The organism is Kribbella sp. VKM Ac-2566 (genome assembly GCF_004366005.1).
GTDB classification, from domain to species: domain Bacteria; phylum Actinomycetota; class Actinomycetes; order Propionibacteriales; family Kribbellaceae; genus Kribbella; species Kribbella pratensis.
The window spans coordinates 207,718-230,781 of record NZ_SODT01000010.1 but is presented as its reverse complement, the minus strand read 5'-3'; the positions used below and the strand labels follow the sequence as shown (position 1 = coordinate 230,781).

17 protein-coding genes are annotated in these 23,064 nt (G+C 68.5%); 9 read left to right on the top strand and 8 right to left on the bottom strand.

Annotated elements, in window-relative coordinates:
- Positions 1-18: 18 nt before the first annotated feature.
- The 3 genes from EV647_RS42085 to EV647_RS19450 form a co-directional block, all read right to left on the bottom strand.
- Positions 19-822 (bottom strand): SGNH/GDSL hydrolase family protein, encoded by an 804-nt coding sequence (locus EV647_RS42085; protein WP_166680381.1) that lies wholly within the window; start codon positions 820-822, stop codon positions 19-21.
- Complete coding sequence (locus tag EV647_RS19455; RefSeq protein WP_134004858.1) at positions 819-2,105, bottom strand: alpha/beta hydrolase family protein; 1,287 nt, start codon at positions 2,103-2,105, stop codon at positions 819-821. The genes EV647_RS42085 and EV647_RS19455 overlap by 4 nt, the downstream gene beginning before the upstream one ends.
- A 92-nt stretch (positions 2,106-2,197) precedes the next feature.
- A complete protein-coding gene (locus EV647_RS19450; protein WP_134004856.1) occupies positions 2,198-5,653 on the bottom strand; it encodes an NACHT domain-containing NTPase in 3,456 nt (1,151 codons plus the stop codon).
- Positions 5,654-5,762: 109 nt separating this feature from the next.
- Between EV647_RS19450 and EV647_RS19445 the strand changes: the two genes are divergently transcribed.
- The 5 genes from EV647_RS19445 to EV647_RS19425 all read left to right on the top strand — a co-directional run bounded on the left by EV647_RS19445 (position 5,763) and on the right by EV647_RS19425 (position 11,419).
- Positions 5,763-6,374 (top strand): VOC family protein, encoded by a 612-nt coding sequence (locus EV647_RS19445; protein WP_134004854.1) that lies wholly within the window; start codon positions 5,763-5,765, stop codon positions 6,372-6,374.
- Between the two features lie 134 nt (positions 6,375-6,508).
- Positions 6,509-7,345 (top strand): MIP/aquaporin family protein, encoded by an 837-nt coding sequence (locus EV647_RS19440; RefSeq protein WP_134004852.1) that lies wholly within the window; start codon positions 6,509-6,511, stop codon positions 7,343-7,345.
- 48 nt (positions 7,346-7,393) lie between these two features.
- Positions 7,394-8,911: a glycerol kinase GlpK gene (gene glpK, locus EV647_RS19435; RefSeq protein WP_134004850.1), complete on the top strand. Its 1,518-nt coding sequence runs from the start codon at positions 7,394-7,396 to the stop codon at positions 8,909-8,911.
- Between the two features lie 37 nt (positions 8,912-8,948).
- The gene (locus EV647_RS19430) at positions 8,949-10,661 is read left to right on the top strand and encodes a glycerol-3-phosphate dehydrogenase/oxidase (RefSeq protein ID WP_134004848.1); all 1,713 of its coding nucleotides are present in this window, start codon (positions 8,949-8,951) and stop codon (positions 10,659-10,661) included.
- A gap of 80 nt (positions 10,662-10,741) precedes the next feature.
- Entirely contained in the window at positions 10,742-11,419 is a 678-nt protein-coding gene (locus EV647_RS19425) for a hypothetical protein (RefSeq protein WP_134004846.1), read from the top strand.
- 7 nt (positions 11,420-11,426) lie between these two features.
- On the opposite strand, the gene glpK (EV647_RS19420) is transcribed toward EV647_RS19425, so the two are convergent.
- The 5 genes from glpK (EV647_RS19420) to EV647_RS19400 all read right to left on the bottom strand — a co-directional run bounded on the left by glpK (EV647_RS19420) (position 11,427) and on the right by EV647_RS19400 (position 18,016).
- A complete protein-coding gene (gene glpK, locus EV647_RS19420; RefSeq protein ID WP_134004844.1) occupies positions 11,427-12,944 on the bottom strand; it encodes a glycerol kinase GlpK in 1,518 nt (505 codons plus the stop codon).
- Positions 12,945-12,953: 9 nt separating this feature from the next.
- Positions 12,954-13,706, bottom strand: coding sequence for an IclR family transcriptional regulator (locus tag EV647_RS19415; RefSeq protein ID WP_134004842.1), 753 nt, complete (start codon positions 13,704-13,706; stop codon positions 12,954-12,956).
- Positions 13,707-13,791: 85 nt separating this feature from the next.
- Positions 13,792-16,314, bottom strand: a complete 2,523-nt coding sequence (locus EV647_RS19410; protein WP_134004840.1) for an ABC transporter permease — start codon at positions 16,312-16,314, stop codon at positions 13,792-13,794.
- Complete coding sequence (locus tag EV647_RS19405; protein WP_134004838.1) at positions 16,314-17,078, bottom strand: ABC transporter ATP-binding protein; 765 nt, start codon at positions 17,076-17,078, stop codon at positions 16,314-16,316. Before EV647_RS19405 ends, EV647_RS19410 begins: the two co-directional genes overlap by 1 nt.
- Positions 17,079-17,128: 50 nt before the next feature.
- Positions 17,129-18,016: a PD-(D/E)XK nuclease family protein gene (locus EV647_RS19400; protein WP_134004836.1), complete on the bottom strand. Its 888-nt coding sequence runs from the start codon at positions 18,014-18,016 to the stop codon at positions 17,129-17,131.
- Between the two features lie 129 nt (positions 18,017-18,145).
- On the opposite strand from EV647_RS19400, the gene EV647_RS19395 reads away from it, so the two are divergent.
- From EV647_RS19395 to arc, 4 genes are all read left to right on the top strand, one after another.
- Complete coding sequence (locus tag EV647_RS19395; protein WP_134004834.1) at positions 18,146-18,991, top strand: intradiol ring-cleavage dioxygenase; 846 nt, start codon at positions 18,146-18,148, stop codon at positions 18,989-18,991.
- Between the two features lie 35 nt (positions 18,992-19,026).
- Positions 19,027-20,181 carry a M50 family metallopeptidase gene (locus EV647_RS19390; protein WP_238175015.1) on the top strand — a complete coding sequence of 385 codons (1,155 nt, stop codon included), beginning with the start codon at positions 19,027-19,029 and terminating at the stop codon, positions 20,179-20,181.
- Positions 20,182-20,232: 51 nt separating this feature from the next.
- Positions 20,233-21,195 carry a tRNA (adenine-N1)-methyltransferase gene (locus EV647_RS19385; protein WP_134004832.1) on the top strand — a complete coding sequence of 321 codons (963 nt, stop codon included), beginning with the start codon at positions 20,233-20,235 and terminating at the stop codon, positions 21,193-21,195.
- Between the two features lie 100 nt (positions 21,196-21,295).
- Positions 21,296-23,041, top strand: coding sequence for a proteasome ATPase (gene arc, locus EV647_RS19380; protein ID WP_131296988.1), 1,746 nt, complete (start codon positions 21,296-21,298; stop codon positions 23,039-23,041).
- The last annotated feature ends 23 nt before the right edge of the window (positions 23,042-23,064 follow it).

The window sequence follows — 23,064 nt, the reverse complement described above, 5'->3', positions numbered from 1 at the left end:
TGTCCCCCTTGGGTCCGTCTACCCTCCCTGACGTGGGGACGTAGGCAAAGGGTTGGGCGTTGCAGCTAGAAGCAACCGGGCGATGAGCGCGTGACCGGCCGAGTCCGGGTGGTCACCGTCCGAGGCGAGCAGCGCGGTGATGTCGGTGCTGTTCTCGAACGGCGTGTAGATGTCGACGTACGTGGCGTCATCAGCCCGTGCCGCGGCGGCGATAGCGTTGTTCGTGCGGATCGTGAGCTGGTCGCTGGCGATCCGGCCGCTGGGGGTGTACTGCTGCTTGGCCACGTCGCCGTCCTTGAAGACGTTCCAGTAGCCGGTCATCAGGATCGTGGTCGGCAGGTTGCCGCGGAGCGCGTGCACGCGGCTCAGGATCCGGCCGAGATTGGCCGTCAGCTGCTCATACTCGTCGGACACGCAGTCGCCGGTGCACTGCCCGCTGGTGACGTCGTCGTGGTGGTCGCCGAAGTCGTTCGCGCCGATGGTGAGCAGTACGACGTTCGCGGCTTTCGTGGCCTGCTCGACGGGGGAGTTGCGCTGGTCGAGCTCCTGCAGCAGACCGGTCGAGTCGAGGCCCGCGACGCCTTGGTTGTCGACCGTGACCGGTACGGCGGAGCGGTTGTGGAGCAGGTCGCCGTACAGCTGAGGGAAGGCGGCGCAGTCGCAGTTGGAACCGGAGGTGACCGAGTCGCCGAGGGCCACCACCCGGACCTGGCCTGCGGCAGGCGGTGGAAGGAGCTCGCTGACCGTGTCGGCGCCGGTGACCGCGCTGACGAACCCGAGCACGAGCAGGCCGGCGGCGAGCCGTCGGAGTGTGTGGATCACGCCGGTTTGGTGTGGCTCCCGTCGTGCTGAGGAAGGGCGAGCTGGTTGACGAGCCAAGGATAGGCCGACGCGAACGCGGGCGCGGCGAACTGCCACACGTGCGTGCCGGGGGAGATCTCGACCCGGGACCAGATGCCCACCTTGGCCCCGGCCGTGGACAGTTCCTCGGCCTCGTGCTGGTGGCGCAGCTCCGCGGTGCTGGTGAGGAACAGTCCGTTCACGCCCGTGTACTTGCCGTGGGCACGCATCACGAGGAGCGGTTCGTTGGCCTTCTCGAGCGCCACGTTGCCGCCGTACAGATCGTGCAGGCTGGCGGCCGGCGTCGTCGTGTACGGCGCGAGGTCGCCGGAGATGTCGATGAAGTGGTCGAACACGTCCGGGTGCTCGACGACCAGGTCGAGGGCGCAGGTGCCGCCCATCGAGAACCCGGCGACGGCCCACTGCCTCGGGTTGGTGGAGGCGCCGAACGTCTTCTCGACGTACTTCGGGATGTCCTCGTCGAGATGGTCGGCGGAGTTGCCCCGCGGCCCGTTCACGCACTCGGTGTCGTTGTCGAACTTCGCGATCGGGTCGGTGAAGACCAGGATCGGCGCGTACCCGTGGTGCCGGTGCGCGTACGCGTCGGACACCTGTACGGCGTTGCCGAGTCGCACCCAGTCACCCGGGCCGCCGCGCTCGCCACCGATCAACTCGACCACCGGGAGCGCCTGCCGGTGAGCGCCGCGGACGAACCAGATCGGCGGCAGGTACACGAGCTCCTGCCGGTGGTCGAAATGGCTGTACGTCGCGGGAATGTTCACCGCGACCAGCCGCCCGGCCGTCGGCATCTTCGTCGTACGGGCGTCGTGCGCGAGCCCCGACATCGACACCTGACCCGGCAGCGGAGCGTTACGCCAGTCGTTCACCGCGGAGTCGATCGTGGGGTAGTACCCGACGAACTGGTTGACGCCGTTGGCACCCACCAACGCCGCCAGCGCCGCCGCAAGCACAGCCGCCCCCCGCCGCCACCACCGAGCACTTCGCCACCCGACCCCCAGCACGATCAGCGCCCCCACAGCCACCCCGAACCACAACCACACGACAAACGGCAACGGATCCGTCAGCCCGACCACCTTGGCCCCCGGGTACGCCGCCACCAGCGTCACCAACGCGGCCCCACCAGCCACCCAAGGCACCCGCCGCCGCCACACCCGATCCCGCCACCCCACCGCCACAACCAACACCCCGGCAGCCAACACCTCCAGCACCACCGGAAACCATCCCCCGAGCAACGACACACTCATCCAACCCTCCGAACCCTGAGCAAACCCAAACCGCAGACGCCCCACCACACCAAACGGTTGGCACGCCCACCCCAGGCTCTCTCAGCGGCTACTCAGTTTCCTGCGAGATCACGCAGTGCGGCGACGAGATCGGCGCCCGGCTGCACGACCACCGCCCGGCTGAGCAGGTACTTATGAACGAAGTCGGCGCTGCTGTCAGGCCATGTCTCCGCAACGTAGAGCGCATCCTCCGGCGCGATCCTCTCCAGATAGTCGCCTTGCAGGTCGCCGAACATCTGCGGAACGTCGTGCTGGCTGAGCCAATGTGTCGGCTCCTCGACCCGCAGGTAGGTGAGGAACTCTGGAGTGAAGTAGTGGTCGCAGGTGATCGGCATCGATTGCACGACGTAGCGGTCGATCTCCAGCCGAAGTACCTCCAGCTCGCTCCGGTCGTCTCCGGTCGCGTGCGCTTCGGCACGCCAGAGAACCGCGACAACGGTGGTCGAGCGGGCCGGGTCGGCGGCGTACAGGTAGTCGCGCAGTTTGGGCATCGCGGTCAGCAGCGCTGGATGGCATCCGGCCACTGCTGCGAGCTCGACCTCGTATCCGGCGGACGGCGCAGGCAGGACGACGGTGAGCAAATCCCGGACGTACTCGAACGGCAGGCTTGGAGCGATCCGGGACAGCAGGTACAGGATCGCTCGCTTGACGTTCGCGTTGATCGCCGACACCGACGAGACCGTCGCCAGCAGCTCGTCGAACCACACGTCGTCGATCGGCAAGAGCCGATCGAACTGGGGGATGACCGCACCCAGGAAGTTGATCATCGCGATCTGGTGCATGGCAGCCACGTCGGTCTGCCGCCACAGGTCGTCACCCACCCGGGTATCGACGGATCCGATCACGAGTTCGGCCTTGTGCCTGAGGTCGCCCAGCAGCTCGGCCTCGTTGAGTGCCGGGTCAAGCGTGGCGTCGATCTGTGACGTGAGACGCGCGGCCGACAGGACGATCAGGTCGTCAGTGGCCTCGATGGCCAGCACACTCACGACCGTTGTCCACGACGGTACGTCGAGTCCTGCGCGCCAGAGGCGGACCATCCGGGTCCAGCGGTCCACGTGATCCGAACCCAGTATCTCCTCGAGCGGCACCGGTTCGTCGGAGAGCAGAATCCGCAGCATCGTGAGGTTGGCGGTGTAGCAGGCGCGGCGGCGTACCGGATCGTAGGGCAGCGGATGGTAGAGCGGGTCGCCCGTGTCCGGCCGGGTGAGTTCGCGGCGCAGCAGTTCGTTGATGGTGGCCTGGAGTGAGGGATGTTGTTCGTCGGGGAGTCGCTCCGCCAGTTCGGCGATGAAGACTCGGACGGGGCCGCGGGTGCTGAGGGGCTGGTGGCTGAGGAGGCGGCGGAGGAGGGTGTCGTCGAGGCCGGTTGGTTGTGGGCTGAGTGAGGTGGCTTCGAGGTCGCGGTGGCGCATTAGTTGGACGAGGAGTTCGAGGACGAGCTCGGCGACGAGGAATTCGCCGAACGTTGCGTGCAGGAACTCGTAGGCGCTGCGTTGTTCGCGGTCGGCTCGGGGGTTGTGGACGAACATGAACTCGCCCAGGACACGGTCCGCCGCGGTCAAGGGCTGGATTCCCACCGAAGCGCCGGCTGGTGGTTCGAGGGCGGCCAGGTCCGCGTTCAGCTCGATGTCGGTGATGTGTTGACGGCCGCGGTTGAACATGCCGACGGCGGCGTACTGGAGCTGCCGACGTTGCTGACGCTGCAGCAACTTCTGCTCGGGCTCAGAGGCATCCGGTGCGGTCTTCTCGGTGATCTGGCGGGCGATGAAGCGGTCCATGATCCGCTGGTAGAGCTCGCTCTGCGTCAGGTCGGCGCCGCCCAGCTGGTTGGTGCCGAGCTCGGCCAGATAGACGGCGAGCATGAGCAGCAGCAACGGCTGGCTGGTCAGATCGGTGATCTCGTCGGAGACCGTCATCTCCTCGATCTTCAGCGGGACGAAGGTCGCGATCCCTGAGTGCGCCGCGTTCCAGGCGGTGAGCCAATGCTCGATCCTCGGCCTGTCGAACTCCCGCAGCTTGATCATCGGGGTGTCCGCGGCGATCTCGGCGCGATCGGCCACGACAGTCCGGGACGTGACCATGACCGAGGTCGGCGTACCCAGGGTTCTGGCCCGTTTCTGGAATTCCTCGACCTTCGACAGGTACGCCGACTGGGTCACGCCAGTGGCCTGGACGAGTTCGTCGAAGCCGTCGAGCAGTACGACGAGATGGCACCGGTGCGGGCACACACTCGCGTCACTGCAGAACTCGCATGCGCCGCACTCCTGGCGCAGCTCGTCGAGGTCGGCGCTCGGCCGTTGGAGCGTCCGCTGCAGCTCCTTGTTGATCTGCAGCGTCAGGTCGTCGTCGGGATTGACTGATCGGAGCGGTACGCGGACGACTGCGAACGCGTCTTCCGGCAGCTGTGCCGCCAGCACCTCCGTGAGCAACGACTTACCGGCACCAGGGTGGCCGAGCAGGAGCAACGGCCGTCGGGCGCCCGCGGGACTCGCCAGGTAGCTCGCGAGGTAGTCGACCAGCGACGAGTGCTCCGGCTGCTCCGACCACCAGGTCTCGTCGGAGGGCCGCGATCGATCGTCCGCAACTGCGTAGTGGAAGGACGGCTCGACGAACCCGTCCCGCACCGGAGGTGACGCGACGGACTGCGTACGGGAGCGCAGCAGCGGCTCGTCGAGGACCTCACGAGCAGCCAGTGCCAGCTTCACGCGGTAGCTGTTCCGCGGCGCGGGTCGGCCCGGCATCACCATCGCGAGCATCGTCCGAAGCTCACCGAGCGCCGCTGCCTGTACGTCGCCCTGCGCGCGGATCAGCTCGCGAGTGCCGGAGAATTCGTTCAGCGTCACCCACAGACTGAACGGTGCGGATGCGCCGAGCTCGAGCATCCGGCTCCGGTACAGCGACGCCGCCCGTTCGACGATTGCGTCCAGCAGTCCGGAGGACGGTACCGGCTCGAGCCGGCTCCAGGCCTCGAGTCCGGTGAAGAATTCGAGGCACCGTCGCCCGAGCCGCTGGTAGTACGGCCTGAGATTGCGGTCGAGGTTCTCCTCGAACCCGAGCTCCGGTGACGACAGGGGGACCACGGCATCGAACAGGTCGTCGGGGCCTGTTCCAGGTACCGCGAGCAGTTGGCGCCGCTCCTGGTCGGTCAGGCCGAGTTCGCGGTACTTCGGGCCGATGATCTGGGGCAGCGCGTCGAAGAACGCCGAGACGGCCGTGATCGTGTGGGCGGCCACGACGAGGTCAAGCTGGTTCTTGTCCTTGATACCGCGGAGGCGCTTGGTCACGCTCGTCACGAGGGCGTCGAGCAGGCTCGCGGCCTCGTTCTTCGGGTCGATCAGCGACAACCAGGCCGCAGCGGTGAGCCCGGCAACAGGTCCGCCCGCGAGGGTCGCGGCCCCTGCCCCGGCGAAGATCGCCGTACCGAAGAATCTCTCCAGGGCGGATCGGTTCCGGGTGTCGATGTCGAGGACGGACAGCGCACCCCGGAAGGTGTACGGCGACAGAGCCACAGGCGGAAGCTCCTCGGAGCGGATCGGACGCGGAAGAACAACCTACCGTCGCCAACCACGGTGCCATGGCCTGCGGTTCTCCGTTCCTCGGGAGTCGTAGGGTCGGGGCATGCTCGATCATCTGGTGTTGGCTACTGACGATCTTCGGGGGAGCGTGGCTGCGTTTGCTGCGGCTACTGGGGTTGAGCCTGTTGAGGGTGGGCGGCATGTGGGGCGGGGGACTCGTAACTATCTGGTCGGGCTCGGGGATGCGTCGTACCTGGAGATCATCGGGCCTGATGTCGAGCGGCCGGTCGAGGGGGCGATGCCGTTCGGGATCGATGGGCTTCAGGGGTCGCGGCTGGTGACGTGGGCGGTTCGGCCGGCGGACATCGAGGCCGCGGTGGTTGCGGCGCGGGAGGCCGGGGCTGACCTCGGCCCGATCGAGTCGATGAGCCGGAGGACGCCGGCGGGGGAGTTGCTCAGTTGGCGGCTGACCGCGGCGTACCCGGCGCCGTACGACGGGATCGTGCCGTTCCTGATCGACTGGGGGACGAGCCGGCATCCGGCCGGGTCCGGTTTGCCGTCGGTGGAGCTGGTCGACTTCGGGGCGACGCATCCACGGCCGGACGTGGTGAACGCCGTACTGGACGCGCTGGAAATCGGTCTGCGAGCGGTGCCGGGTGAGCCGGGATTGCGGGCGACGGTCGCCGGACCGGGAGGTACGTACTCGCTGCGGTGAGTTCACCGGGTGTCGCAGCCGGAAGCCAGGTGGGCGCCGTTCGACAATGTCGAACGATGGGCGTTGTGCCGCCTCGCGATCGCTCCTACATTCCAGCCAGCCGTGGTCGTCACGGCGGGGAAGGGAGGTTCGGTATGGCTACGACCGAAGCGGTCAAAGCGAAGACCCTTCTGGGGGAGTGTTCGGCCGAACTGGCGGGCACGTTCATCCTGATCCTGTTCGGCGTCGGCGTGGTGGCGCAGGTGGTGGCGGGTGGGATCGGGAACCACGACTCGATCGCGTGGGCGTGGGGTCTCGGCGTGACCCTGGGCATCTACACCGCCGGCCGGATGACCGGCGCGCATCTGAATCCGGCGGTGACGATCGCGCTGGCGGCGTTCCGCGGGTTCAGCTGGAAGAAGGTGCTGCCGTACTCGGTGGCGCAGTTCCTCGGGGCGTTCCTGGCGGCGCTCGTGGTTCGCTGGAACTACACCGAGGCGATCGGCAAGGTGGACCCGGGGCACACGATCAAGACCCAGGGCATCTTCTCCACCCTGCCCGGCAACGGCAGCCTGGATCTCGGCGTGCACATGTGGGGCGGCTTCCGGGACCAGATCATCGGTACGGCGATCCTGATGTTCGTGATCCTCGCGATCACCGACCTGCGCAACACCTCCCCGGCGGCGAACCTGGCGCCGTTGATCGTCGGCCTGCTGGTGGTCGGGATCGGGATGGCGTGGGGCACCAACGCCGGGTACGCGATCAACCCGGCCCGTGACTTCGGTCCCCGGGTCGCCTCGTTGATCACCGGGTATGGAGGAGCACTCAAGGATCAGTTCGGGGACGTCTATTTCTGGGTGCCGATCGTGGCACCGATCATCGGCGCGCTGGTGGGTGCGTTCCTGTACGACCTGTTGGTCGGCCGGAACCTTCCGATCGCCGAAGAGGACGAGGAGCCGGGCCGGATCCCGGAGGAGAACACCACAGCATGAGCAGGCAGCGTGAGCAGTGTCGTGAGCAGTGTGAGGAGAGGACTTTCCATGGCTGACTTCGTCGGCGCCGTCGACCAGGGCACCACGAGCACCCGTTTCATGATCTTCGACCACTCCGGCAACGAGGTGGGCATCCACCAGCTGGAGCACGAGCAGATCCTGCCGCAGGCGGGCTGGGTCGAGCACAACCCGGTCGAGATCTGGGAGCGGACCAGCTCGGTGATCCAGACCGCGCTGGGTTCGAAGGGTCTGCAGGCGAGTGACCTGGCGGCGCTCGGGATCACCAACCAGCGCGAGACGGCGGTGGTCTGGAACCGCAAGACCGGCCGGCCCTACTACAACGCGATCGTCTGGCAGGACACCCGGACCGACCGGATCGCCTCCGCGCTCGAACGCGAAGGCAAGGGCGACGTCATCCGGCAGAAGGCCGGCCTGCCGCCGGCGACGTACTTCTCGGCCGGCAAGGTGCAGTGGATCCTGGAGAACGTCGACGGCGTCCGGGCGGCGGCCGAGGCCGGTGACGCCGTGTTCGGCAACACCGACACCTGGCTGCTGTGGAACCTGACCGGCGGCGTGAACGGCGGCGTGCACATCACCGATGTGACGAACGCCAGCCGCACGATGCTGATGAACCTCGAGACCCTCGACTGGGACGACGAGCTGATCAGCTTCTTCAACATCCCGCGGCAGATGCTGCCGGAGATCCGGCCGTCGTCGGACCCGAACAAGTACGGCGAAACACTCGCCCACGGTCCGCTCGGCGGCGTCGTACCGCTCACCGGCGACCTCGGCGACCAGCAGGCCGCGACCGTCGGTCAGGTCTGCTTCAACCCGGGCGAGGCCAAGAACACCTACGGCACGGGTAACTTCATGCTGCTCAACACCGGCACGGAGCTGGTCCGTTCGAAGGCCGGCCTGCTCAGCACGATGTGCTACAAGTTCGGCGACGAGGCCCCGGTGTACGCGCTGGAGGGCTCGATCGCGGTCACCGGCTCCGCGGTGCAGTGGCTGCGGGACCAGCTCGGCATCATCTCCGGTGCGAGCGAGACCGAGACGCTCGCCCGCCAGGTCGAGGACAACGGCGGCGTGTACTTCGTGCCCGCGTTCTCCGGCCTGTTCGCGCCGTACTGGCGGTCCGATGCCCGCGGCGCGATCGTGGGTCTGTCCCGGTTCAACACCAACGCCCACCTGGCGCGCGCAACACTGGAAGCGATCTGCTACCAGAGCAAGGACGTCGCGGACGCGATGGAGAAGGACTCGGGCGTGAAGCTCGACGTGCTCAAGGTCGACGGCGGTGTGACGGCGAACGAGCTCTGCATGCAGATGCAGGCCGACATCCTCGGCGTACCGGTGAGCAAGCCGGTCGTCGCGGAGACCACCGCGCTCGGAGCGGCGTACGCGGCCGGCCTGGCCGTCGGGTTCTGGAAGAACAAGGAAGAGCTCGTCCAGAACTGGAACGAGGACAAGCGGTGGACGCCGCAGTGGGACGACGACCAGCGTGCGACGGGGTACGCCGGATGGCAGAAGGCCGTCCAGCGCACGCTTGACTGGGTCGACGTCGACTGATCCAGCACGACCTACGGATTCGGAAGGACGAAACACAGTGGCTGTAGTGGCTCTGTCACCGCAAGCAAGGGCCGACGCGATCGACGCGCTGGCCGACGGGCGCGAACTGGACGTCCTGGTGATCGGTGGCGGGGTGGTCGGCACCGGCGCGGCGCTCGACGCTGCGACCCGCGGCCTGACCACCGGACTGCTGGAGGCGCGCGACTTCGCGAGCGGCACCTCCAGCAGGTCCAGCAAGCTGATCCACGGTGGCCTGCGCTACCTGGAGATGCTCGACTTCCGGCTCGTGCACGAGGCGCTGCAGGAGCGCGGTCTGCTCCTGCAACGCCTCGCGCCGCACCTGGTGAAGCCGGTGCCGTTCCTGTACCCGCTGCAGCACCGCTGGTGGGAGCGGTTCTACGCCGGCGCCGGTGTCGCGCTGTACGACGGTATGGCGGTCAGCTCCGGCCTCGGCGCCGGACTGCCCATCCACCGGCACCTGACCCGGCGCGGCGCGATGCGGCTCGTTCCGTCGCTGAAGAAGTCCGCACTGGTCGGCGCGTTGCAGTACTACGACGCGCAGGTCGACGACGCGCGGCACACGATGGAGCTCGCCCGGACCGCGGCGTCGTACGGCGCCTTCGTCGCGAACCGGGTGAAGGTGACCGGGTTCCTGCGGCAGGGCGAGCGGGTCACCGGCGTCCAGGCGAAGGACCTGGAGAGCGGGCGCGAGTTCGAGGTCCGCGCCAAGCAGGTCGTGAACGCGACCGGTGTCTGGACCGACGACACACAGGCGATGGTGGGGGAGCGCGGGCAGTACCACGTCCGCGCGTCGAAGGGCATCCACCTCGTCGTGCCGAAGGACCGGATCCAGTCCAGCACCGGGATGATCCTGCGGACCGAGAAGTCCGTGCTGTTCATCATCCCGTGGGGCCGGCACTGGCTGATCGGCACCACGGACACGGACTGGCAACTGGACAAGGCGCACCCGGCCGCGACCAGCAAGGACATCGAGTACCTGCTCGACCACGTCAACGCGGTCCTCACCACACCGCTCACCCGCGAGGACGTCGAGGGCGTGTACGCCGGTCTGCGGCCGCTGCTCGCCGGCGAGTCGGAGAGTACGTCGAAGCTGTCCCGCGAACACGTCGTCGCGCACGCGGCGCCGGGTCTCGTGGTGGTTGCCGGTGGCAAATACACGACATACCGGGTGATGGCCAAGGACGCGATCGACGCGGCCGCGGACGCGCTCGACGGCCGGGTGCCGCGCAGCGTCACGAAGAACATCCCGCTGGTCGGCGCGGACGGCTACCAGGCGCTGTGGAACCAGCGGCACCTGATCGCGCGACGCTCCGGCCTGCACGTCGCCCGGATCGAGCACCTGCTGAACCGGTACGGCGCGTTGATCGACGAGGTCCTCGAGCTCGTCGCCGAGGACCCGTCGCTGGGCGAGCAATTGCCCGGCACGCAGGACTACCTGAAGGCCGAGATCGTGTACGGCGCCAAGGCCGAGGGGGCCCGTCACCTCGACGACATCCTGGCCCGGCGTACCCGCATCTCGATCGAGGCCTGGGACCGCGGCGTCGGCGCCGCCGAGGCGGCCGCCCGGCTGGTCGCCCCGATCCTCGGCTGGGACGAGGCCACGATCGAGCGGGAGGTCTCGTTCTACACCCGGCGGGTCCAGTCCGAACGCGACTCGCAGGACCAGCCCGACGACGAGTCGGCCGACAAGGTCCGCCTCGAAGCACCGGACATCGTCTCCCCGGCCTAGGTTTCCGCCTGACCCGGCCTGACAACTGGACGTCCTCGTCCCTCTCGTGTCTTACTCGATGCGGGAGGGACGAGGTCGTGGTGGGGGAGACAGCACAGTTGGATGGACAGTGGCGAACGCTGTCCATCACGGGTGGGTCGGCCGGCGTGGCAGGGCTGCTGCTGGTCGCCGGGAGTCAGGCGCTGGTGCAGGTCGGCGGCGGCGAGCCGGCGTTCGACGCGTCCGGGGACGAGATCCTGCGGTTCCTGGAGGCGCGGCACGACACCCTGTACGCGATCGGGACGTTCCTGGGCCTGCTCGCCGTACTGGCGCTGGCGTGTTTCGTCTCCGTGGTAGCGGTGATCCTCCGCGAGGCGGAGGGCCGGCCGGCGTGGCGATCGGCGTTCGCGTTCACATCGGGCATCGCGTTCGTCGTACTGCTGATGAGTCCGGGCTGGGAGCTGGCCGCGTACCGGACGGACGACGGCGTCGACCCGCAGATCGCCCGGTACGCCTTCGACATGGGGAACCTGGGCTTCGCCAACGCCTGGGTGGCGCTGGCCGGATTCCTCGCCGCGGCCGGGTGGATCATGGTCGGTACGCCGTCATTTCCGAGCTGGCTCGGCTGGGTCGCGATCGTGGCCGCGTTCGGTTTCCTGCTCGGCCGGGCGTTCTGGACCACGTCCGTCTGGCTGATCCCGTACGCGGTCTTCTGGATCTGGGTCGTCGCGCTCAGCATCTACCTGTTCCGCGGCCGCGTGCCGGGGAGGACCGGCTGAAGGGTTGCTACAGCTCTTGGTCCTCGGGGCGGATCCAGTTGAAGGTGCGTTGGACGGCGGCCTGCCAGTTCGCGTACTCGGTGGCGCGGCGCGCCGGATCCATGTGCGGCATCCACTGGCCGGCGCGGTGCCAGTTGCTGCGCAGGCCTTCCAGGTCGGGCCAGTAGCCGACGGCCAGTCCGGCGGCGTACGCCGCTCCGAGCGAGACCGTCTCGGTCACCATCGGGCGGACCACCGGAACGTCGAGCAGGTCGGCGAGGAACTGCATCAGCAGGTTGTTGGCCGTCATCCCGCCGTCCACCTTCAACGCGGTCAGCGCGATCCCGGAGTCGGCGTTCATCGCGTCGACGACCTCGAGGGTCTGGAACCCGGTCGCCTCGAGGACGGCGCGGGCCAGGTGTCCCTTGGTGATGTAGCCGGTCAGCCCGGCGATCACGCCCCGCGCCTCGCTGCGCCAGTGCGGCGCGAACAGCCCGGAGAACGCGGGCACGATGTACGCGCCGCCGTTGTCCTCGACCGTCCGCGCCAGCGTCTCGATCTCGGCCGCGGTGTGGATCATCCCGAGCCCGTCGCGGAACCACTGCACGAGCGACCCGGTGACCGCCATCGAGCCTTCGAGCGCGTACGACGCCGGCTGGTCGCCGATCTGGTACGCGACCGTCGTGAGCATCCCGTGCTTGGACCGGACGATCTCCTGCCCGGTGTGCAGCAGCAGGAACGATCCCGTGCCGTACGTGCACTTCGCCTCGCCCGCACTGAAGCACGTCTGCCCGAACAGCGCCGCCTGCTGATCGCCGAGCGCCGCACCGATCCGGACGCCCGGAAGTACTTCGGTCGCGGTCGCGAACACCCCGGACGACGGGCGGATCTCGGGGAGGATCGCGCGCGGTACGTCGAACGCCTCGAGCAGTCTCTCGTCCCATTCGAGCGTCTCGATGTTCATCAGCATCGTCCGGCTCGCGTTCGTCACGTCGGTGGCGTGCAGTCCGCCGTTCGCACCACCGGTGAAGTTCCAGATCAGCCAGCTCTCCATCGTGCCGAACAGGATCTCGCCGCGGTCGGCGCGTTGTCGCAGACCTGGCGTGTGATCGAGCAACCACCGGATCCGCGGCGCGGAGAAGTAGGTCGTCAGCGGGAGACCGCACAGCTGCGCGAACCGGTCCGGGCCCTCGCTGCCGGCCAGTTCGGTGACCAGCCGGTCGGTCCGGGTGTCCTGCCAGGTCACCGCGCGCCCGATCGGCCGGCCGGTGACGCGATCCCACAGCAGACTGGTCTCGCGCTGGTTCGCGATGCCGATGGCAACGATCTGGGACGGCGTGGCGCCGATCTGCTTGATGGCGGCCGGCACCACGCGGGTGACGTTGTTCCAGATCTCCCCGGCGTCGTGCTCGACCCAGCCCGGCCGGGGGAACAACTGGTGGTGCTCCCGTTGTGCCACCGACACCAACCGCCCGCGCCGATCGAACAGGATGCATCGGGTCGAGTTCGTCCCCTGATCCACTGCTGCCACATATTGCTCAGCCATCGATCCACCTCACGGGTCCTCCCGGAGGTCGCGGGCGATGGCGTCGGCGGTGGCGCGGACCATGCTGACCAGGTCACCGCGGTGCCGGAGCCGGCTGTCGCAGATGCGCTCGATCCGGCCGGCCAGCCCGACCGCGCCGACGACCAGGCCGCCGAGGCCCCGGATCGGTGCCGCGATGCTCGCCAGTTCGACCGTGTGCTCCTCGAACTCGGTCGCCCACCCGCGCGACCGGACCGTCGCGAGCTCTTCGCTCAGCTGTACCGGATCGGTGATCGTCCGTGTCGTGTACGCCTCCAGGCTCCTCGGCCGGGCGCTGGTGTCGTACGCGAGCACGGCCTTGCCGAGTGCGGTCGCGTGCGGAGGCAGCGTCGTACCGACGTCGAGGTCCTGGTCGCTGTCGTCGGGCCGGAAGACGTGGTGCACGACCTCGACCTTGCCCTCGACGAGGCGGCCGACGCGCACCACCTCGCCGCTGCGCGAGGCGAGCGAGTCGGCCCAGTTGATCGCGCGGCTGCGTAGTTCGTTGGGGTCGAGGTAGCTCTCGCCGAGCCGGCCGAACGCGTCGCTCAGGTGGTAGTGCGCGCCGCTGTGGTCCTGTTCGACGAATCCGACCTGGTGCAGCGTCCGGACGATCCCGTGCACGGTCGTCTTCGCCAGGCCGAGCGCGTTGCCGAGGTCGGCCACCCCCAAACCGTCAGGCGCGGCGGCGAGCAGTCGCAGCACCGCCGCGGCCCGCTCGATCGACTGCACGGTCCCCGGCACACCGGCAGGCTACCTGTGAATCACTGGTCTGGCTCCACCTCACACGTCACGCCGAGCCATCACCTGAACCGATCACCTGAACCGATCACTCTGAAGCGATCGCTTGCAGGACGTCGAGCCGGGCTGCGCGACGGGACGGCCAGACCGCGGCCAGTACGCCGAACACGATCGCGAGCGCAACCGCGATCAGCAGTTGCAGCACCGGGATGTCGCGGACCGCCAGGCCGTCGTCCACCATCGCCGACTGCACCGCGACGGCGAAGGCGACGCCGATCGCCAGGCCGAGCAACGCGCCGAGCAGGGTGATCGCGATCGACTCGACACGGAGCATCCGGCTGAGCTGCGGCCGGTCCATCCCGATCGCTCGCAGCAGTCCGATCTCCCGGGTCCGTTCGACCACACCCAGCGCGAGTGTGTTCACGATGCCGAGCAGCGCGATCAGGATCGCCATCGCGAGCAGGAACCCGACCGCGACCAGGACACCGTTCACGGGCTCCCGCGCGACCGCGGCGTACGCCTCCTGGTCGCGGACCTCGATCGTCGGGTAGTCCTTGCGCAGCTGGTCGAGGATCCCGGTCCGGACCTGCGCCACCTGATTGCCCTTGGCAACTTCGACGTACAGCAGGTTGTCGCTCGGCGACCCGCCGACCGTCGCGTACGTCGGCAGCGACACGACGATCGCGTTCAGCTGCCGGTTCGGGGCGAGCACCCCGCCGACGATCAGGCGATGGGTGCCGTTCGCGGTCTTCAGCTCGAACGGCTTGCCGACGGTGAGCTTCAGGGTCTTGGCGAGGTTGCGGGGGAGGATCGCTTGACCGGCGGCGAGCGCCGCGGGCGAGCCGGCGTCGAACGCGGTCGTGACCGGCCCGGCGAGCGTGCCGTCGCTGACTCCGGTGACCTGGACGTTCGTCGTACCGACCTCACCGGATTGCTGACGGACCCGCTGCACCGCCTGGACGCCCGGGATCTTGGCGGTCCGGTCGCCGACCTCGGTGCTGAAACTGGGGGTGCCGTCGTTGGTGATGAGGATCTCGGCGGTGCCCAGCGCGTCGACCAGGCTCTTGTCGATCGACGCCTTCACCGAGGCGCCGATCACCAGCAGGCCGCTGATCAGGCCCACGGAGATCATCAGCGCGGACGCGGTGGCCGACGTACGGCGTGGGTTCCGCTCGGCGTTGCGGCGGCCGAGGGTGACCGGCGCCTTGCGGCCGAACGGGTACATCAGCGCGCGGACGACGTACCGGCTGATCAGCGGGTTGAGCATCACGACCGCGAGGACGGCGGTGCCGGTGCCGAGTGTGATCAGGACGGCGCCGGGGAGTCCGCCGGCGCCGACGCCGATACCGAAGAACAGGACGGCCATCAGCAGCATGAAGGCGCCGATCACGAGCCGGACGAGCAGCGAGCGTTCCGGGACGTGGACGTCGTCGCGCATCGCGGCGACCGGTGGGAGCTTCCCGGCCCGGCGGGCAGCGGGGGCCGCGGCGGCCACCGTCACGCCGATGCCGATCAGGTAGCAGGCGATGATCGTGGTCGGTGTGACCTGCAGCGACGCGGTCGGGATGCGCAGGTCGAGCAGTTCGTAGCCGAACCGGATGCCGGAGGCCACGCCGACGCCCACCAGCAGGCCGAGCGTTGCTCCGACGAAGCCGATGATGACGCTCTCGGCGAGCACCGTACCGGTGATCTGGCCGCGGGACGCGCCGATCGCGCGGAGCATCGCGAGCTCCCGGGACCGTTGCGCGACGACCATGGCGAACGTGTTGACGATCAGGAACCCGCCGACGAAGAGGGCGAGGCCGGCGAAGAGGAGCAGCACGGTGCCGAACCCGCCGAAGGTGTTGTCGAGGTCGTTCTCGCCGTCGGTCGCGACCTGCTTCGCGGTCCTGACCTTGACCGAGTCGCCGATGGTGTCCGCGATCGCCTTGCTGACGGCGTTCGGGTCGGAACCCGGTTCGAGCGAGACGGTGATCGACGTCCAGCCGGGCCTGCCGAGCAGCAGGAGCTGAGCGGTCGCGCCGTCGAAGCTGACCAGCGGTGCGCCGGCTGCCGCCCCGGCCTGCGCGGGGGTCGTGGTCGCGGTGAGCGTCGCGGTGACGGCTCGGGTCGGTGTGACGATCCGGACCTGGTCACCGACGTGGTAGCCCGCGCGGCTCGCGGTCGACTCGTCGAGTGCGAGCTGGTCGCTGCTCCAGGGCGCTGTACCGTCGACGAGCTTGAACGGCGCCGCACCGGGATCCCGCGGCCAGGCGGCACCGAAGGACGTCAAGCCGTAGTTCTCCAGCGGTTTGCCGTCCGGGCCGAGGATCTGCACGTTGCCGACCAGGAGCTGCGGGACCGCGGCAGCGACACCGGGTACGGCGGCGATGCGGTCGACGAGCTCGATCTGGAAAGTAGCGGGGCGGTCCGTGCCGGTCTCGATCGGGGACGCCGGCGTGACCGTGACGTCCGCCGTACTTACCGCGAAGTTCTTCTTCAGCGCCGAGGACAACGTGTCGGTGAAAACCATCGCGCCGCCGGCGAACGCGACGCCGAGGGTGACGGCGAGCGTGCACAGCACGAAGCGGAGCCGGTGCGCCAGCACCGAACGGAGGCCGAGCTTGAACATCAGCCGGCCAGCTCGTCGGCGGTGTCGTGCCGGCTCTCCAGTTGCTTCATCGCGTCGAGGACGGACTCCGCCGTCGGGTCGACCAGTTCGGACCGCAGCTGTCCGTCGGCCAGGAACAGGACGCGGTCGGCGTACGACGCGGCCGTCGGGTCGTGGGTGACCATCACGACCGTCTGGTTGAACTCCCGGACGGAGCGATGCAGGAAGTCGAGGACGTCCCCGGAGGACCGCGAGTCGAGGTTGCCGGTCGGCTCGTCCGCGAACACCACGTCCGGGCGGGAGACCAGCGCGCGGGCGCAGGCGACGCGCTGCTGCTGGCCGCCGGACAGCTCGGACGGCTTGTGGGCGAGGCGGTCCATCAGGCCGACCGTGTCGACGACCGTGGTCAGCCAGTCCTGGTCGGGTTTGCGGCCGGCCAGGTCGAGGGGGAGTGTGATGTTCTCCAGCGCGGACAGCGTCGGGACCAGGTTGAACGCCTGGAACACGAAGCCGATCCGGTCCCGGCGCAGATGCGTGAGCTGCTTCTCCGGCAGCGTGGTCAGGTCGACGTCACCGAGGAAGACCTTGCCGTCGGACGGCTTGTCCAGGCCCGCGAGACAGTGCAGGAGCGTCGACTTGCCGGAGCCCGACGGCCCCATGATCGCGGTGAACCGGCCCTTCCCGAAGTCCGCGCTCACGCCGGCCAGCGCATCCACCTGCGAGAGGCCAACGCCGTACCGCTTCCAGACGCCGGTCGCTCGCACCGCCACATCGCCCACACTCATGCGACGAACCGTATCCACCCAGGGTTCCTCTCCCCGGGGCGAGGTCAGCTCTAGCCGTCGACTGTGATCAGGTCTATGCCCGCCGACTCCGCGGCGACTTCCTCCACCGAGCGGGTGGGGAGCGGCGGGGGCGTGCCGCCCCAGGCCGGGCAGATGGGCTTGTGGTCGCACCAGTCGCACAGCGGCCCCGGGCTGGGGCGCCAGTCGCCGGAGTCGAGGGCTCTGGTGATCGCGACCCACAGCGCGGAGACCTTGCGTTCGCAGGCGCGCAGGTCGGCCTCGTCGGGGACGTAGCGGACGATCTCGCCGTTGCCCAGATAGACCAGTTGCAGCATCGCCGGCACCACGCCGCGCAGCTTCCACAGCACCAGCGCGTAGAACTTCATCTGGAACAGCGCCTTCGCCTCGAAGAACTCCGACGGCGAGCGACCGGTCTTGTAGTCGACCACCCGGATCTCTCCGGTCGGCGCCACGTCCAGGCGGTCGACGTACCCCCGCAGTACCAGACCGGAGTCCAGCGCGGTCTCGACGTACAGCTCCCGCTCGGCGGGCTCCAGCGCGTTGGGGTCTTCGAGTGCGAAGTACTTGCCGAGGAGTTGGTGCGCCTCGGCCAGCCACTTCGCCAGCTCCTCGCCGTCCGCGTCCTCCGCGAACAGCTCCGCGACCTCCGGCTCCTCCTCCAGCAGTCGTTGCCACTGCGGCTCGAGCATCTGCGCCGCCTGCTCCAGCGTCCGCTCGCCGCGGGGCAGGTCGAACAACCGCTCCAGCACCGCATGCACGACAGTCCCGCGGACAGCGGCCGCCGACGGTTTCTCCGGCAGACGGTCGACCACCCGGAACCGGTACTTCAGCGGGCAGCTCATGAAGTCCGCGGCCCGGGACGGCGACAACGCCCCGCGCGGATGCACATGCGGATCGACTACAGCTGCAGCGCTCATGCCCCAAACCCTAGGCACAACCACCGACAGTTCGCCCGCACCCCACCCCGAGCCTGTGGAAAACCGCTTCACAGGAATCTCCCAGCCAACTCACGGCCGACCACCGGGAGGCGTTGTCATGCTCGAACCATGACGCCACCGACGCAGCCTCCGCCGAACCACGCCCGCGGTCTCGAGTACGACGTCGCGACACTCCACCGCCGTCGCTTCCTCGGCCTGTCCACGGCCGCCGGCCTCGCCGCCGTCGCCGGCTGCACGACGGACGACAGTACGACGACCAGCAAGACGACCAGCACGCCGACCAGCACGACGACCAGCACGCCGAGCGCGACGACCGATGCCTCCACGGACGTGGACGGGATCCCGCAGGAGACCGGCGGACCGTACCCGGGCGACGGCTCGAACGGGCCCAACGTCCTCACCCAGTCCGGCATCGTCCGCAGCGACATCACCAAGTCGTTCGGATCCGCATCCGGCGTCGCCGCCGGCGTACCGCTGACCGTCGAGCTCACCGTCGTCGACGCCGACCAGGACAAGGCCCTCGAAGGCGCCGCCGTCTACCTCTGGCACTGCGACGCCCAGGGCCGCTACTCGCTGTACTCCGACGGCGTGACGAACGAGAACTACCTCCGTGGCGTCCAGGCCGCTGACGGCTCCGGCAAGGTCACCTTCAAGACGATCTTCCCGGCCGCGTACATGGGTCGCTGGCCGCACATCCACTTCGAGGTCTACGCCAGCGCCGCCGAGGCGACCAAGGCCGGCCAGATCACCCGTACGTCGCAGCTCGCCCTCCCCAAGGACGTCTGCAGCACCGTCTACGCCACCGACGGGTACGACGGCAGCGCGCAGAACCTCAGCCAGACGTCGCTGGAGAACGACAACGTGTTCGGCGACGACGACGCCGTACACCAGCTCGCGACCGTCACCGGGGACGTCTCCAGCGGGTACGTCGCCACGCTGACGGTGGGTGTGTAGCAGCGAGTTAACACCGGCCAAGTAGCGTTGCCTTGATGCCAGACTCGCCTGACCCTCAGAACCCCGCCCGGCCGGCCGGTCCGCCACCGCCCGGAACGTGGGTGCTGGGGCGCGTCCGCGGCATCCGGCTGACCATGCGTTTCACGTGGTTGCCGGTGGCGATGCTGCTCGCGATCGGCTTCGCCGCGATCATCGGGCAGCAGTTCCCCGAGCTCGGCGGCTGGCGGTACGTCGCGGCGTTCGCGTTCGTCGTCGCGTTCACGGTGTCGATCCTGATCCACGAGCTCGCGCACGCGCTGATGGCGATGCGGTTCGGCATCGGCGTCTCGGAGATCAACCTCGGTTTCTTCGCGGCCGGCACGCACATCGAAGGTGAGCGGAAGTCACCGCTCGAGGAGTTCGCCGTCTCGGTCGTCGGCCCGATCGCGTCCCTGATCGTCGGCGGCCTCGCGTACCTCGGTTCCCGCGCCTTCGACGAGGGCGTCGCGTACGTCGCGCTGTGGGAGCTCGGCGTCGCGAACCTGATCGTCGGCGTCACGAACCTGCTGCCCGGCCTGCCGCTGGACGGCGGCTGGGTGCTGCGGGCGATCGTGTGGAAGTTCACCGGCAACATGCACACCGGCACGATCGCAGCCGCGTGGGCCGGACGCATCCTCGCGATGGCGGTGCTCGCACTGCCGGTGCTGCTCGAGGAGATCTGGGGCCGGCACCCCTCGATGATCGACTTCCTGATCGCCCTGCTGGTCGGCTTCTTCCTCTGGTCCGGCTCGACCGCGTCCCTGATGCAGGCCCGGCTGCGGCGCAAGCTGCCCGCACTCCAGGTCCGGACGATGGCCCGCCGCGCCATCGCCGTACATTCCGGTACGCCGCTCGCGGAAGCCGTCCGGCTCGCCGGAGAGGCGCACGCCGGGGCGGTCGTAGTGATCGACGGCGACGGCAAGCCGCACGCCCTGGTGTCCGAGTCCGCGGTCGCCGCGGTCGCCCCGAACCAGCGCCCGTGGACCACGGTCAGCGAGGTCTCCACCCGGATCGGCGCGGGCCACATCATCGGCGTCAACGACACCGGCGAGGAGATCCTCAGCACACTGCGCGAGCACCCCGCCTCGGAGTACCTGGTCCTGGGCGCCGACGGCGGCGTGTACGGCGTACTCGCGACCGCCGACGTTGAACGCGCTTTCCGAGGTCGTTGAACAGCCGCTGATTCTTCGGTTCCGGTGACCGAAAGTTAAGGTGAGCGCCTTATGGCTGACTTGCGCGACTTTCCCGACCAGGCGTACTCCGGCGTCCATCACGGACCGCTGCAGGAGGGCGAGTGGATCACCCTGCAGGACTCCAAGGGCCGCCGGCACTCGGTCAAGCTGGAGCGCGGGAAGACCTTCCACACCACCAAGGGCGGGATCGAGCACGACCAGCTGATCGACGGCCCGGACGCCGTGGTGATCAGGTCCAAGGGCAACGTCGAGTACCTCGCGCTGCGGCCGCTGATGGCCGACTACTCGGTCTCGATGCCGCGCGGCGCCGCCGTGATCTACCCGAAGGACACCGCGCAGATCGTCACGATGGCCGACATCTTCCCCGGCGCGAAGGTGGTCGAGGCGGGCGCCGGTTCCGGTGCGCTGACCACCGCGCTGCTGCGGGCGGTCGGGATCCATGGCCAGGTGATCTCGTTCGAGCGCCGCGAGGACTTCGCCGAGGTCGCGCGGAAGAACGTGACCGGTTTCTTCGGCGGCGAGCACCCCGCCTGGCGGCTCGAGGTCGGCGACCTGGTCGAGAAGCTGAACGAGCAGGACGTCGACCGCGTCGTCCTCGACATGCTCGCGCCGTGGGAGTGCGTTGACGTGGTCGCTGAGGCACTTTCACCCGGCGGGGTGTTCTGTGCCTATGTGGCCACCACAACGCAGCTGAGCCGCGTTGTGGAGACGCTGAGGGCACACGGCGAGTTCACCGAGCCGCGCGCGTGGGAGTCACTCGTGCGAGACTGGCATGTAGAGGGTCTCGCCGTCCGTCCGGGCCACCGGATGCAAGGACACACGGCCTTCCTGGTCACCGCCCGGAGGATGGCGCACGGGGTGCAGGCACCCCGTAAGAAGCGCCGTCCGGCACCGGGCGCGTACGGCGACGACTACGCCGGACCGCGCCGCCCTGAGGCAGCCGGTGCGCCGTCGTCCGAAGCATCCGCGGAAACTTCCGGCGACATGCCGTAGGCAACGGACTCCATCCGCAACCGACACGTGATGGGATTCAGCTTGCCCGGCGAGGTTTTCTGGGTAAGGTCCATAGGGTCGAGCCCCACATGGTGAGGTGATGATCGTGGCTGGAGACGAGAGTCCTACCGCGGCAGAACTGCGTAACCAGGTCCGGTACCTGGAAGCCGAGGTCGCGGCGTTGCGACGTCGGCTGCTCGAGCACCCGGCGGACAGCCGGTCGCTCGAGAGCAGACTGTCCGAAACCCAGGCCTCCTTGGCGAGTGTCACCGCTCAGAACGAGCGGCTGGCGGACACGCTGCGGGAGGCGCGAGAGAAGATCATCGCCCTGAAGGAGGAGGTCGACCGGCTGGCGCAACCGCCGTCCGGTTTCGGCACCTTCCTCGGACGGAACGAAGACGACACGCTCGACGTGTTCACCGGGGGCCGGAAACTCCGGGTCGCGGCGAGCCCGTCGGTGGACCTGGACGCGCTCAAGCTCGGCCAGGAACTGATGCTGAACGAAGCACTCAACGTGGTCGAGGCCTGTGACTTCGAGGTCGTCGGCGACGTGGTGATGCTCAAGGAGCTGCTCGCCGACGGCGAGCGGGCACTGGTGATCGCACAGGCCGACGAGGAGCGCGTGGTGCGACTGGCGTCGCCGCTGCTCGACGTACCCCTGCGTGCCGGTGACTCGCTGTTGCTCGAGGCCCGCTCCGGATACGTGTACGAGAAGATCCCGAAGTCCGAGGTCGAGGAGCTGATCCTCGAAGAGGTCCCGGACATCGACTACACCCAGATCGGCGGCCTGTCCGGCCAGATCGAGCAGATCCGGGACGCGGTCGAGCTGCCGTACCTGCACAAGGACCTGTTCCTGGAGCACGAGCTCAAGCCGCCGAAGGGCGTGCTGCTCTACGGCCCGCCGGGGTGTGGCAAGACGCTGATCGCGAAGGCGGTCGCGAACTCGCTGGCCAAGAAGGTCGCCGAGCGGACCGGGACCGAGGGCCAGAAGTCGTTCTTCCTGAACATCAAGGGCCCCGAGCTGCTGAACAAGTACGTCGGCGAGACCGAGCGTCACATCCGCCTGGTCTTCCAGCGGGCCCGGGAGAAGGCTTCCGAGGGCATGCCGGTGATCGTGTTCTTCGACGAGATGGACTCGCTGTTCCGCACCCGCGGATCCGGTGTGTCGTCGGATGTCGAGAACACCATCGTCCCGCAGTTGCTGAGCGAGATCGACGGTGTCGAGGGGCTGGAGAACGTCCTCGTCATCGGTGCCTCCAACCGCGAGGACATGATCGACCCGGCAATCCTGCGGCCCGGCCGGCTGGACGTGAAGATCAAGATCGAGCGCCCCGACGCGGAGGCGGCGCGGGACATCTTCTCGAAGTACCTGACCGCGAACCTGCCGCTGCACGTCGACGATCTGGGCGAGTTCGGCGGCGACCGGCAGGGCTGCGTGGACGGGATGATCCAGCGCACGGTCGAGCGGATGTACACCGAGGCCGACGAGAACCGCTTCCTCGAGGTCACCTACGCCAACGGTGACAAGGAGGTCCTGTACTTCAAGGACTTCAACTCGGGCGCGATGATCCAGAACATCGTCGACCGGGCGAAGAAGATGGCGATCAAGGCGTTCCTGGACGAGAACCAGAAGGGTCTGCGGGTGCAGCACCTGCTGCAGGCCTGCGTGGACGAGTTCAAGGAGAACGAGGACCTGCCGAACACCACGAACCCGGACGACTGGGCCCGGATCTCCGGCAAGAAGGGCGAGCGGATCGTCTACATCCGGACGCTCATCTCCGGCAAGCAGGGCACCGAGCCCGGCCGGTCGATCGACACCGCGACCAACACCGGTCAGTACCTGTAACACGCCGTACCGCGAATCGCCCC

Excerpts from the sequence above, each read along its gene's own strand:
- EV647_RS19445 (WP_134004854.1), top strand. The coding sequence starts at position 5,763 with ATGCTCGATCATCTGGTGTTGGCTACTGACGATCTTCGGGGGAGCGTG.
- EV647_RS19405 (WP_134004838.1), bottom strand. The coding sequence starts at position 17,078 with ATGAGTGTGGGCGATGTGGCGGTGCGAGCGACCGGCGTCTGGAAGCGG.
- EV647_RS19440 (WP_134004852.1), top strand. The coding sequence starts at position 6,509 with ATGGCTACGACCGAAGCGGTCAAAGCGAAGACCCTTCTGGGGGAGTGT.
- EV647_RS19455 (WP_134004858.1), bottom strand. The coding sequence starts at position 2,105 with ATGAGTGTGTCGTTGCTCGGGGGATGGTTTCCGGTGGTGCTGGAGGTG.
- glpK (WP_134004850.1), top strand. The coding sequence starts at position 7,394 with ATGGCTGACTTCGTCGGCGCCGTCGACCAGGGCACCACGAGCACCCGT.
- glpK (WP_134004844.1), bottom strand. The coding sequence starts at position 12,944 with ATGGCTGAGCAATATGTGGCAGCAGTGGATCAGGGGACGAACTCGACC.
- EV647_RS19410 (WP_134004840.1), bottom strand. The coding sequence starts at position 16,314 with ATGTTCAAGCTCGGCCTCCGTTCGGTGCTGGCGCACCGGCTCCGCTTC.
- EV647_RS19400 (WP_134004836.1), bottom strand. The coding sequence starts at position 18,016 with ATGAGCGCTGCAGCTGTAGTCGATCCGCATGTGCATCCGCGCGGGGCG.
- EV647_RS19390 (WP_238175015.1), top strand. The coding sequence starts at position 19,027 with ATGCCAGACTCGCCTGACCCTCAGAACCCCGCCCGGCCGGCCGGTCCG.
- EV647_RS19385 (WP_134004832.1), top strand. The coding sequence starts at position 20,233 with ATGGCTGACTTGCGCGACTTTCCCGACCAGGCGTACTCCGGCGTCCAT.
- arc (WP_131296988.1), top strand. The coding sequence starts at position 21,296 with ATGATCGTGGCTGGAGACGAGAGTCCTACCGCGGCAGAACTGCGTAAC.
- EV647_RS19395 (WP_134004834.1), top strand. The coding sequence starts at position 18,146 with ATGACGCCACCGACGCAGCCTCCGCCGAACCACGCCCGCGGTCTCGAG.